Raw genomic sequence first — 12,614 nt, 5'->3', positions numbered from 1 at the left:
CACTTTTATCATAATTAACTGGAAAAGCTATGAGTGTTTGCATTTTTCCTAATCTTCCGTGAACGTATTTAGATAGTTCTTTGTATGTATTCTCTACCTCCGTATGTAGTTCTTTTTTTAGTTTATTTTCATTAATAAACAATGAACAATACTTCTTCACTAAGAAGTCTCCTTTATTGATCAATTCTGAAAGTAAAGGTCCCCTGTATCCACCTTCCTTAAGAAAATACTTAAATTCAATTAGATGGTCAAAATAATATACATATAATCCTGTTAACTCGAGCGAACTCCTTAAGGCAATCATTCCCTGCCTATAAAAACCCGTGAAAGAGGTGAAAAGAGAAGATACTAAATCAAAAGTAGCTTCGTTGATCAAATTTATTACTTCATTTGAAGAAAATTTTTTACCAAGAAAATCTGACCAATAAAAGTAAGTATTTAATGAGGTTAGCCATTGTGTATAATCCTTCAGTTCTCTCAGAGTTTCTTCGAAAATCAGATCTGTCTTTTTTAACATAATTTCTTTTAGATCTTCCATTACACTTTCTCCATTATCATTATATACTCATAAGGATATGCCAATGTCTTAGTATTATTGTTTGAAGAAGTAAATTTACCTGTAAGAGGATCTCTTGTTTGCGGCAGAATTTTTGACGGTATTCTTCTTTTTATGACTTTATAAATTTTGAACCCTATATTTTCCATCTGCTCAACAAAGACTTCTGCGTTTGGGACAGAGACTTTTTTAAATGTTGTATCTCCAATCACAATACATGCCTTTCCACTCTTTTTGAGATAACGATGAATCTCGACAAAAGATTCCCTCATCTCATGAAAATAGGTAGCAACTTCAGATGCCTTGCCTGTCTTATTTATCTCAAGCTGTTTCACTACATCTTCTGCTATTTTGCTCTCAAGAATTATATTATCCCTTCCATTTCGTGAACTGCCAATAAAATCTTTCCTGAAACCTCTGATATTGGTCGCATAATTGAGCCATAAGGCAGTAAGTTGATGTAAGTCTGCATATTCGTATGATGTTACATAAGGCGGTGATGTCACTACAAGGGCAACAGTTCCATCATCAACTGGAATCTTTCTCGCATCACCTTTTGATGGGTTACACTCAACAGCTAAAAAACCATCTTTCTCTAAAATAGTATAATATTCGTTATTCTTTTTGAGTATCATTCTGCAATGTTTTAGAAAAGCTTCGTATGGATCTGGTATTACCTTTTTAAAGTCTCTTGTTGGTTTTGTGCTCCTTTGAAGCCAAATAGAACATGATTTAAGTATATGGGAAAAACTACACAGAAAAAATGTTCTGACTTTCTTATCAGAGATTAAGTTTATTTCAGATAAAATTCTGCCTAATGCAATCTTTGTATCAGGTTTAAACCAGTAATCTATTCTTTCATTCTGTGGAATATAAGGCTCAACTGCCTCTTTTACAAAAAACAGTGGGTGAGCATTTTTGATTTTCGATGAAATAAGATCAAAATATCCTTGCAACTTAGCAGGCTCTATTGCTGTTACTTTTGCCTCTGCGATAAGCACAGCTACTGGGTTTATATCTACCCCAATCGACCTTCTGCCCAAGACTTTCGCTTCAACCAATGCTGTTCCTGATCCCATGAATGGGTCACAGACAAGGTCTCCTTGATTGGAGAGTTCACGGATTAATCTGTTAGCTAACTGGGGAATAAACTTAGCTGGGTAGCGGTGATAACCATGAGTTATATAATTGGTGTCCTTAGTCGTATACTCCTCAAAGCTCCATGAATGGTCATAATCGAGAGAATTAAAATATTTTAATATCTTCTCACCGTGTTTCTTTCCCTGAGTTAACATTTTCTCTGTTATTATCATTTAACCAGACATGGGGACAGTCCCGAATCGGAGCCTGCCCCGAACGGACGAGATTGTGGAGCCTGTTCCGAGTCTGCCTTGAGAACCTGTCCCGAACAAAGTGAGAGATTGCTTCGTCGCTCCGCTCCTCGCAATGACAGACGAGGAAGCTCGTCCCTCGCAATGACAAAAAGGTAACCTAAACCTCCACCATCCCCTCAAACACCTCTACCGCTGGTCCTGTCATATAGACATGATTGTCTGTTTCGGACCATTCTATAAATAGGTCACCGCCGAGCAGGTGGACTGTGACCTTTCTATCCGTGAGTCCTTTTATATTCGATGCAACTGCCGATGCCGATGCACCTGTGCCACATGCCATCGTCTCCCCTACACCCCTTTCCCAGGCCCGTATCTTTATTTCATCTCTGCCGATGACCTCTATGAATTCAACATTCGTTTTATTAGGAAAAAGATGGTGCCTCTCGATGTCAGGGCCGAAGATGCTCACAGGAAACTCATCCACTTTATCAACAAAGATTACAGCATGGGGATTCCCCATAGATACGCATGTCATTTTGAATTCCCTATCATTAATTCGTAATGGATAATCTATAATCAGTACTCCGAACTCCGAACTAATCTTTACCGGTATCTTCTCTGGCTCAAGTATCGGCTCTCCCATGTCAACTCTCACCATATCCCCTGCCCTCTCTGGCTTTATGATGCCAGCAATTGTTTCGATTTCAAGGACATCTCTAACAGAGAGACCTCTATCCCAGATATACTTTGCAATACATCGGATACCATTTCCGCACATCTCTACCTCTCCGCCGTCTGCATTGAATATCCGCATCTTGAAATCAGCAATGCTTGAGGGATAAAGCAATAGAAGCTGGTCAGCGCCTATGCCAAATCTTCTGTGGCATAACTTTCTGCTTAAATCTTCTAACTCCAAACTCCGAACTCCGAACTCATCTTCTCTGCAGTCAATAATCACAAAATCATTCCCCAGCCCATGCATCTTTACGAATGAAAGTCTCATAAGAGAAACCTCGGTACCTGTTCTTTCTCTATTAGGTCGTTATATGTCTCCCTTTCACGGATAACATATAGCCTTTTCCCTTTTACTAGAACCTCAGGTACCCTCGGCCTTGAATTATAGTTTGATGACATAGTAAATCCATATGCACCTGCACTCATCACTGCAAGGAGTTCATTCGGTTTTGGCACACGGATTTCCCTTTCTCTGGCAAGGAAATCTGCCGACTCACATATAGGTCCAACAATGTCTGATGTCATTGTTTTTCTCGCCTTTCTACTCACAGGAATTATTCTGTGGTATGCGCTGTAGAATGAAGGTCTGAGAAGGTCGTTCATCCCTGCATCCACTATCACAAAGTTCTTCTCGGGGGTTTTCTTAATATAGAGCACCTTTGTCACAAGAATGCCTGCATTACCTACAATTACCCTTCCTGGCTCAATTATAAGTGTAGCGTCAATCCCCTTTAACAGGGGTATCAGTGCCTTTGCAAACTCTTTTGGATGTGGAGGCTCCTCGTCGCTATATGTGATTCCAAGACCTCCACCTATGTCTATATACCTTATCGGAAACCCCTGAAACTTAAGTTCCTTGATAAGGAAAAGAATTTTTCTCAGCGCATCCACAAATGGAGAGAGCCTTGTAAGTTGAGAACCTATATGTTTGTGTATCCCTACTATCTCAATATGGGGCAGTTTTTTCGCAATTTGGTAGGATTCTATCGCTTCTGAGATAGGTATACCAAACTTGTTTTTCCTGAGCCCTGTTGATATATGGGGATGTGTCTCAGGGTCTACATCTGGATTTATCCTTAGTGCAACTGGTGCCTTTACGTCGAGTTTACCCGCTACCCTGTCTATCACTTTCAGTTCCTCTGAAGATTCAACATTAAACATAAGTATCCTGTTCTTTAATGCATAGCGAATCTCTTCCTCAGTCTTACCAACACCAGCATAGACAATCTTTTTTGCAGGTATACCTGCCTTGAGTGCCCTGAAGAGTTCGCCACCAGAGACCACATCAGCGCCACCACCTTCCCTGGCAAATAACCTCAGGATAGCAATATTTGAGTTTGCCTTAAGCGCAAAACAGATTATATGTGGAAATGAGTTAAATGCACTATCAAATACTCTGAAGTGCCTTAGCAGGGTATTATGGCTATAAAGATAAAGTGGCGTTCCGATCTTTTCTGCAATCTTTGCTATAGAGATATCTTCACAGAAGAGTTTTCCATTTCTATAAACAAAATCATGCATGGTGAATCTCTCTTTCGATTAATCCTTTCCTTCTATTCTATCAGGACAGGCTTTATAATCCCCTCAACCTCTTCTGAGGGTTTGCTTTCGTTAGGCTTCAGCGCATTGTCAACCGCAGTAACTTTATAGTAGTATCGAACATTTGGTTTAACATCTATATCTGTGTAGGTAGTCCTGTTTATCGGTTCAGGTGTAAGCAGGACATAGTCTTTTCCCTTTGTAGTTGAGCGATAAAGCCTGTAGCCTATAACATCAGGGTTCGGGTTTTCATCCCATGTCACAAGTATTCTTACTTCCACCGGGACTGTTACGAGACGTTTTGGTGTATCTGGGGGTATTGTATTGTATGGGATTGCAGTAACCTCTTCGGAATCTGGACCCTCATTCCACGGAGGGGCTATATTATTCACAGCCCTTAAGATGTAGCGGTATTTTGTATTATTCTTAAGTCCAGTATCCTTATAAGTTCTGCTTAGGATAAGACCCTTATTTACTGGTTCATCTCCATATATACCTGTGGCATCTGCCCTGTAAAGGTTATAACCCTTGAGGTTATCAAGTGGAGTGCCATCTATCTTCTTATCAGGTGCATCCCATCTTAAGGTCACGCTTTCATCCCTTGCATCTATATGCATTATCTTTGGAAGCCCTGGTGGCGCTAAGAGTGTTATTCTTACCTCGTTAGATTCCTTGCTCGTTATACCTGCCTTGTTGATGCTGTGAATCTTATAGCTATAAGTTTTATTATATTTAAGCACTGTATCGTTATCTCGATAGCTAATAAGGCCTCCCCTTACAACCACATCTTCTGGGCTTTTTAAATCTATTTCCTTTATCCTTTTGTACTCACATCCATAATCACCCTTTTCAGGCATCTCTCCCCGTAGAAGTATAAAACCAGCCAGATCCTTAATAGGAGAACCATCCTCGTTTTTTGTCGGTTTGCTCCATGTAAGGAGAACAGTCTTTTCCTTTGGTGCTGCTTTCAAATCAGAGACAGCTTTGGGTATATAGCGGACAAGTGGCCTGGGGTTTGCCTTTCTGCCACAGGATGTCACACCAATGAGGGATGCTACCAAAATCATGATCAATATAAAACGAAACTTTTTCATAAACATTACAATCTTCCCTTTAATCTCTTAATCCTCCTGAGAACGTTTCTTTTCGCTGTTCCACCATAAGAAAGCCTGTCATTTACAGCCTTCTCAACTGACAAACAACTGAAGACATCGGAATCTATTATCTCAGAGAAGGCTCTGAATTCCTTTATTGACATCCCTGCCAGTGTCTTACCTTTATCAAGGCAGTATTTGACGATCCTTCCGACAAGAGTATGCGCCTTTCTGAAAGGCATACCCTTTTTTACAAGATAATCTGCAAGATCGGTGGCTGTTGTAAATCCACCAATAGCAGCATTATACATATTTTTGTCTTTTATCTTTATGCCTTTAAACATTTCAGCATAAACCTTCAGTGACTCTTTGACTGTATCAACCGTATCGAATATTGCCTCCTTATCCTCCTGCATGTCTCTGTTGTAAGAGAGCGGTAATCCTTTCATCACTGTGAGAAGTGTAATAAGATTCCCATAGACCCTTCCCGTCTTTCCCCTTACAAGTTCTGCTACATCAGGATTCTTTTTCTGAGGCATTATGCTTGAGCCTGTGGTAAAGGCATCAGGAATCTCTATGAAATCAAATTCAGATGAAGACCACAGAACCAGTTCTTCTGATAATCTTGAGAGGTGCATCATAAGGACGGAGGCTACACCACAGAACTCAATAGCAAAGTCTCTATCGCTCACAGAATCAATGCTATTCTCTGTGACACCTGAAAATCTTAGTTCCTTTGCTATAGATACCCTGTCTATCGGGAATGTCGTCCCTGCAATAGATGATGCACCAAGTGGTGAGAGGTTCAATCTCTTGAGGCAGTCTTCAAACCGTTCTATATCTCTATTTAATGCCTCTATGTGTGCAAGGAGATGATGTGGAAAAAGCACTGGCTGAGCCCTCTGGAGATGGGTATATCCAGGCATAATGACATCTATGTTTCTCTCTGCCAGAGTAACAATTACTCTCTGTAACTTCTTTATAAGCAATAATACCTCGTTTATCTCATCCCTGAGATAAAGCCTGAGGTCAAGTGCTATCTGGTCATTTCTGCTCCGTGCAGTATGCAGTTTGCCTCCTGCTTCGCCTATCTTTTCAATAAGGGCAGATTCAATATTCATGTGTATATCTTCGAGTTCTGGCCTAAAGACAAACCTTCCATCTTCGATCTCTTTTTCGATCTCCCTCAATCCATTAATAATATTTTTCGATTCATCGCGATTAATGATACCCTCTCTTGCAAGCATCCTTGCATGGGCAATACTTCCTTTTATATCATATCGCCATAATCTCTTATCAAAAGAGATGGATTCAGTAAAATCCTCTACGAGCCTCGATGTCTTTCCCTTAAATCTTCCACCCCATGGTTTCTCTATCATATGTTTACAATCACCTCGTATTCCCCCACGCCCACCGTGCCCATCAGATCATTCTTCCATAGCAGGTCAATAACCCGAGATTTTGCCTGTCTTGGAACAAGGATGATAAGTTTGGTGCCGAGAGATGCCATCTTCTTCCATTCCTTTGCCTTCTCTTCTGTGATAGAGATCTCTGTCTCTACTTCTGCTATCAGGAGCACCTGCCCATAATTTGAGAATATAACATCGGGATAATGTCCCATGTATTCATGATTTCTTTCATCACTCGGATTTATGTATATCTCTTTATATTCCCTGGAATGCTTCTTCTTGATATATCTGAGTAACCAGTCATGGAATATCTGTTCGTCCTCAGGAAGGTGTTTCATTTCTGTTTATTCCTCCTTCTTAATCTCAACGCATTTAACTTTATAAACCCTTCTGCATCTTTCTGCTCATAGCCCTTATCTGCCTCAAATGTAGCAAGTTCAGGACTGTAAAGAGATACAGGTGATTTCCTACCCACCACATCACAGTTCCCTTTATATAGTTTCAACCTTGCTGTCCCTGTTACATCCTTCTGGCTTTCGTCAATCATCTTCTGAAGCATCTCCCTTTCAGGCGAGAACCAGAACCCATAGTATATAAGTTCAGAATACTTCGGTATGAGCAAATCCCTGAGGTGCATAACCTCCCTGTCCATGGTTATAGATTCTACCGCCCTGTGGGCGAGATGCAGAATTGTACCTCCGGGTGTTTCATATACACCCCTCGATTTTATGCCCACAAAACGATTTTCAACTATGTCTACCCTTCCAATGCCATTCGCTCCACCGATCTCATTCAGTCTCTCGATTAGCACTGCTGGACTCATCCTTTCACCATCAACAGCAACAGGATCACCAGCCTCATAATCTATCTCGATATAGATTGGTTTATCTGGAGCCTTCTCTGAAGGCACAATCATCGTATAGGTATCTAAAGGAGGCTCTACCCACGGTTCCTCCAGTATTCCACCTTCATAGCTGATGTGAAGCAGGTTCCTGTCTATGCTGTATGGCTTCTCTTTTGTCGCAGAGACAGGGATGCCTTTCTTCTCCGCATACTCTATGAGTGACTTCCTTGAGTCAAAACCCCATTTCCTCCACGGTGCTATAACCTTTATATCAGGTTTAAGGGCAAGGTATGTAAGTTCAAACCTTACCTGGTCATTTCCTTTACCAGTGGCTCCATGTGCCACAGCATCGGCACCTTCTTTCTCTGCGATCTCTATCTGTTTTTTTGCTATGAGCGGTCTTGCAATCGATGTTCCAAGTAAATATCTACCTTCATAGACCGCATTTGCCCTTAACATGGGGAATACAAAGTCTTTTGCAAACTCTTCTTTCAGGTCTTCTATATAGACCTTTGATGCCCCTGTCTTTAACGCCTTCTCCTTTATCGCATCAAGGTCTTCACCCTGCCCCAGATTGGCACAGAAAGCAATCACCTCGCAGTTATATCGCTCAATGAGCCACTTTATGATTACTGAGGTATCGAGTCCACCTGAATAGGCAAGAACCACCTTTTTTATATTTTTATCTTTTTTATCCATGTGTTATTTTGTAACACATTTGTGTGTTAAATTCAAACAGTTTATTGTAAAGAGCCTGAAAATGCATCTTCAAAAATCTTGACATTCTGTCAGAATAGATGTTATTTTCCCTTTGGTTATCAGGAGTGATTTTCTTTTGAAGATTGCAATTACAGGCAAAGGAGGCGTAGGTAAAACAACTCTAACAGGGATTCTATCGAGGATTTTTGCATCAGAAGGGAAAAAGGTATTAGCAGTAGACGCAGATCCAGATGCCAATCTATCTGGGTCGCTTGGAATCCCGAAAGAGAAGATTAAAGAAATAATCCCTCTTTCAGAGGCAAGTAATCTTATAGAAGAAAGAACAGGTGTTAAACCAGGAACCTATGGTGGGGTATTCAAACTCAATCCAAAGGTGGATGATATACCCGAAAGATTCTGCTATTATATAAATGGAATTAAGCTACTTGTTCTAGGAAAGCCAAAACCAGGAGGTTCAGGTTGTTATTGTCCTGAGAATGTCCTGTTAAGGAGACTTATAAACCATCTGATGCTCAAAAGGGATGAGGTAGTGATCGTTGATATGGAGGCAGGGATCGAACACCTTACAAGGGGAACTGCTGAGGGGGTGGATGCATTTATAATAGTTGTTGAACCAGGACAGAGAAGTATTCAGACCGCAGAGGAGATAAAGAGGCTTGCTGAGGATATAGGGGTAAAGAACATTTTTGTTGTAGCTAATAAGATAAGGGGGGAAGAAGATAAAGCCTGGTTTGAAACTGCCTTAAAAGACATGGAGATAATCGGTTTTATAGAGTTTGACCATGAAATCATAAGGTCAGACCTTGAAGGACGACCTGCCTTTGAGGCATCGCCAGCAGCTGCTTATAGAGTATCAGCAATCAAGAAAGCCCTTGAAGAAAGAATCGCTCCAAAAAAACAGTCTTAGAGAGCATCTCCTTAAAATACGGGATGATCTCAAAGAAGAAGAACGTCTTCAAAAAGACAAGAAGATAAAGGAGAATTTTTTTTCACTCCCCGAGTATAAAAAGGCTAACTGTGTCCTCTTTTATGTTGCATTCAGAAGTGAAGTGGAAACCAAAGAAATGATAAAGGGAGCACTAAATTCAGGGAAGAGAGTATTCATCCCTGTAGTTGAGAAGAAAAGAAATGGACTCTTACTCTCAGAGTTAAAGGATTACGATAGTGAACTTATACCTGGATACTGCGGCATCTTAGAGCATCCGTGGAAATTCTTGAGACCGAGGATGCTTCTTGATGTCGATCTTGCAATCTTACCTGGGGTAGGGTTCGATGCCAGTGGCACGAGACTTGGATATGGTGGAGGGTATTATGACCGTCTGCTGAAAGAAATCCACAAAGACTTATATCTTGTTGCCCTTGCATATGAACTTCAGATAGTTGACTATATCCCAGCAGAATCTCATGATGTAAAGATCGACAAGATTATTACGGAAGAAAGAACTATAGAGGTGAACAAATAAACCCCGTTAGAAAGGATGGGGCTTTAAACCCTGCCTTTTCTATAAGGTATTTCAAATTTTGATGTATCCATCCCTGCCTTGAAAGGTGGGGCTTTCTAACGGGGTAAAGGGATTCCCTAAAAAATCGCGGGATTTTGGGGGTGAGAATTATGGATAAAAAGAAGATTGCACAGGGAATAAGGCTTGTTCTGGAAGGCATCGGTGAGGACATAAACCGCCCGGGCGTGAAAGAAACCCCGAACCGTGTAGCAGAGATGTATCAGGAGATATTCTCCGGAATAGAGACACCCACAGAGGATATCCTGCGTCCCATAATAGGCGAATCTCACGATGAGATGGTTCTTTTGAAAGATATCCCATTTTACTCTATATGCGAACATCATCTACTCCCATTTGCTGGTAAGGCTTATATCGCCTATATTCCGTCTGAAGGCAGGATAGTAGGAATAAGCACACTCGCACAGGCACTGGAGGTGCTTGCCAAGAGACTACAGGTTCAGGAAAGGCTTACTGCACAGCTTGCTGACCTCATCATGGAAAGGCTCAAACCAAAGGGTGCAATGGTGGTAATAGAGGCAGAACATCTATGTCTTTCAATGAGGGGTGTAAAGAAGCCAGGCTCGATAACAGTTACATCAGCAGTAAGGGGTATATTCAAGACAAGAGAATCTACGAGGTCAGAGATGTTGTCATTTATAAAGAGCCGTCAGGAGTAAACCCCGTTAGAAAGCCCCGCCATTTATGGCAGGGTTAAAGCCCCATCCTTTCTAACGGGGTAAAAAGGAGGGAACAGATGGCTGCAGAGATAATTGATGGGAAAAGAATAGCAGAGGTTGTTAAGGATAATGTAAGGCATGAGGTAGAAGAATTAAAAGAGAAGGGTATAAATCCAGGTCTTGCAGTAGTCCTCGTTGGTGAGGATCCTGCTTCCAAACGCTATGTGTCCGCAAAAGGTAAGGCATGCAAGGAGGTCGGTATAGAGAGTATCGAACACAGATTACCTGCAGATACAGATATAAAAGACCTTCTCTCATTGATAGATAGCCTAAATAAGGATGTCAGGGTGCACGGGATACTGGTTCAGCTACCACTTCCAAAACACCTTGACCAGAAAACTGTCATTAACAGTATAGCCCCTGAAAAGGATGTGGATGGACTCGGTCCTGTATCTGCTGGAAAGTTACTGCTCGGTGAGCCTGCATTTCTTCCATGTACACCATTCGGTGTGATGAAGATGCTTGAATACTATGGTATTGACCCTAAAGGAAAATATGCAGTTGTTATAGGACGTAGCATACTTGTCGGCAAACCATTAGCATTGATGCTCCTCAGCAAGAATGCCACAGTAACCATGTGTCATAGCCAGACCAAAAACCTCAAGGAGGAATGCCTTCGGGCAGATATCCTCTGTGTAGTAATAGGGAAGGCAAGGTTTATTACTGGAGATATGATAAAAGAAGGGGCTGCTGTTATTGATGTTGGCATCAATGTTATGCCTGATGGGAAATTGGTAGGTGATGTTGACTTTGAGGCTGCCTCAAAAAGGGCGGCATATATTACACCTGTGCCAGGAGGTGCAGGTCCAATGACTATAGCAATGCTCCTTGACAATACAGTAAGGGCTGCTAAAAGGTCAGCAGGCATTGAGGTAGATGCAGGGCTATAAATACAGTAAAAAGTTAAAAGTGATAAGTGAGGAGTAAAAGATATGATAATTTCAAAACAAAAGAGTTTTGATGACCTTCTAAAATCGCTGGCGAGGTATAAGTCTCTATTTCTTCTTGGCTGCAGTGAATGTGCTGCTCTCTGTGGCACAGGGGATGAGAATGCCATCTCAGAGATGAAAGATGCCCTTGAGAATGCAGGTAAGGTCATTACAGGTAGTTTTATTCCTAAGACAGGTTGTCAGGTTCTTGGCACAAAGATAGAACTCAAGCCATTTAAGGAGGCAATAGAGAGGTCTGATGCGATACTTGTTATGTCATGTGGAGCTGGCACTCAGGCTATTGTAGAATTGTTTAAGGATAAACCTGTATATCCTGCAAATGATACTATATTTCTTGGAAATATGACGCGATTCCGTCATTTTGATGAACGGTGCTCTCTCTGTGGTGAATGCATCCTTAATAAAACAGGAGGTATCTGCCCTATCACAACATGCCCTAAAGGATTACTGAACGGTCCATGTGGTGGCACAAATAATGGTATGTGTGAGGTCAATCCAGATATAGAATGTGCATGGGTCAGGATATATAACAGGCTTAAGGATATTGATAGGCTTGACGATATGAAAGAGATACTTGAGCCAAAGGATTACAGCAAACATCTCAAACCAGTTGCAATAACACCCAAAAAAAAGGAGTAAGTGATAAGATGGAAATGCATAAAAAAAATTCCTTTAAAGAGGCTCTTGAGTCAGGAGAATTTGTTGTAACAGCAGAAGTCGGTCCTCCGAAAGGGACGGATATATCTGAGATGCTTGAGCATGCTAAACACCTCATCGGGAAAACACATGGGGTCAATGTAACGGATAATCAGAGTGCAGTGATGAGGATTGCGTCACTTCCTGTCTGCAGACTCCTTAAAGAAATGGGGCATGACCCTATATTACAGATGACATGCAGGGATAGAAACAGACTGGCGCTTCAATCAGATATGCTTGGCGCATATATTCTCGGCATAAAAAATATACTCTGCATGACAGGGGATCATGTAATGGCAGGTGACCATAAATCTGCGAAACCTGTTTATGACCTTGAATCTGTTCAACTTTTAAGAGTTGTAATGGCGCTTAACTCAGGGAAAGACATGATGGGGAATGACCTTAAGGGTGCTACAGACCTTTTCCCTGGTGCCGTGGTAACACCCGAGGCAAATCCCATAGAGCCACAGCTTATGAAATTCGAAAAGAAGGTGAAGG

14 protein-coding genes are annotated in these 12,614 nt (G+C 41.3%); 6 read left to right on the top strand and 8 right to left on the bottom strand.

All coding sequences use genetic code 11. The features are described 5' to 3' along the window. The 8 genes from AB1488_10730 to AB1488_10695 all read right to left on the bottom strand — a co-directional run. Positions 1–538, bottom strand: a 538-nt coding sequence (locus AB1488_10730) for a hypothetical protein (protein MEW6410563.1), incomplete at its 3' end; no start/stop codon positions are given. Further along, complete coding sequence (locus AB1488_10725; protein ID MEW6410562.1) at positions 538–1,869, bottom strand: DNA methyltransferase; 1,332 nt, start codon at positions 1,867–1,869, stop codon at positions 538–540. The genes AB1488_10725 and AB1488_10730, both read right to left, overlap by 1 nt. A gap of 178 nt (positions 1,870–2,047) precedes the next feature. After that, a complete protein-coding gene (dapF, locus tag AB1488_10720; protein ID MEW6410561.1) occupies positions 2,048–2,893 on the bottom strand; it encodes a diaminopimelate epimerase in 846 nt (281 codons plus the stop codon). Continuing rightward, the gene (gene lysA / locus AB1488_10715; protein MEW6410560.1) at positions 2,890–4,146 is read right to left on the bottom strand and encodes a diaminopimelate decarboxylase; all 1,257 of its coding nucleotides are present in this window, start codon (positions 4,144–4,146) and stop codon (positions 2,890–2,892) included. The genes dapF and lysA overlap by 4 nt, the downstream gene beginning before the upstream one ends. A 32-nt stretch (positions 4,147–4,178) precedes the next feature. Beyond that, positions 4,179–5,231: a hypothetical protein gene (locus tag AB1488_10710; protein MEW6410559.1), complete on the bottom strand. Its 1,053-nt coding sequence runs from the start codon at positions 5,229–5,231 to the stop codon at positions 4,179–4,181. Positions 5,232–5,263: 32 nt separating this feature from the next. Continuing rightward, positions 5,264–6,637: an argininosuccinate lyase gene (gene argH / locus AB1488_10705; GenBank protein ID MEW6410558.1), complete on the bottom strand. Its 1,374-nt coding sequence runs from the start codon at positions 6,635–6,637 to the stop codon at positions 5,264–5,266. After that, a complete protein-coding gene (locus AB1488_10700; GenBank protein ID MEW6410557.1) occupies positions 6,634–7,005 on the bottom strand; it encodes a hypothetical protein in 372 nt (123 codons plus the stop codon). The genes argH and AB1488_10700 overlap by 4 nt, the downstream gene beginning before the upstream one ends. Further along, positions 7,002–8,210 carry an argininosuccinate synthase gene (locus tag AB1488_10695; GenBank protein ID MEW6410556.1) on the bottom strand — a complete coding sequence of 403 codons (1,209 nt, stop codon included), beginning with the start codon at positions 8,208–8,210 and terminating at the stop codon, positions 7,002–7,004. Before AB1488_10695 ends, AB1488_10700 begins: the two co-directional genes overlap by 4 nt. A 136-nt stretch (positions 8,211–8,346) precedes the next feature. Here AB1488_10695 and AB1488_10690 point away from each other — a divergent pair, with 136 nt between their 5' ends. From AB1488_10690 to AB1488_10665, 6 genes are all read left to right on the top strand, one after another. Continuing rightward, positions 8,347–9,138, top strand: a complete 792-nt coding sequence (locus AB1488_10690) for a carbon monoxide dehydrogenase accessory protein CooC (GenBank protein ID MEW6410555.1) — start codon at positions 8,347–8,349, stop codon at positions 9,136–9,138. Next, on the top strand, positions 9,104–9,694 hold the full coding sequence (locus tag AB1488_10685) for a 5-formyltetrahydrofolate cyclo-ligase (GenBank protein ID MEW6410554.1): 591 nt from the start codon (positions 9,104–9,106) through the stop codon (positions 9,692–9,694). Before AB1488_10690 ends, AB1488_10685 begins: the two co-directional genes overlap by 35 nt. Positions 9,695–9,843: 149 nt before the next feature. Next, positions 9,844–10,410: a GTP cyclohydrolase I FolE gene (gene folE / locus AB1488_10680; GenBank protein ID MEW6410553.1), complete on the top strand. Its 567-nt coding sequence runs from the start codon at positions 9,844–9,846 to the stop codon at positions 10,408–10,410. Positions 10,411–10,487: 77 nt separating this feature from the next. Further along, complete coding sequence (folD, locus tag AB1488_10675) at positions 10,488–11,360, top strand: bifunctional methylenetetrahydrofolate dehydrogenase/methenyltetrahydrofolate cyclohydrolase FolD (GenBank protein ID MEW6410552.1); 873 nt, start codon at positions 10,488–10,490, stop codon at positions 11,358–11,360. A 42-nt stretch (positions 11,361–11,402) separates the two neighbouring features. Further along, positions 11,403–12,059, top strand: coding sequence for a methylenetetrahydrofolate reductase C-terminal domain-containing protein (locus tag AB1488_10670; GenBank protein MEW6410551.1), 657 nt, complete (start codon positions 11,403–11,405; stop codon positions 12,057–12,059). A gap of 8 nt (positions 12,060–12,067) precedes the next feature. Then, positions 12,068–12,614: methylenetetrahydrofolate reductase (locus tag AB1488_10665; protein ID MEW6410550.1), on the top strand; the 547-nt coding region annotated here is incomplete at its 3' end.

Source organism: Nitrospirota bacterium, assembly GCA_040756155.1.
GTDB lineage: Bacteria > Nitrospirota > Thermodesulfovibrionia > JACRGW01 > JBFLZU01 > JBFLZU01.
Note: the sequence above shows the minus strand (reverse complement) of the source record. Positions and strands in the feature narration are given on the sequence as shown.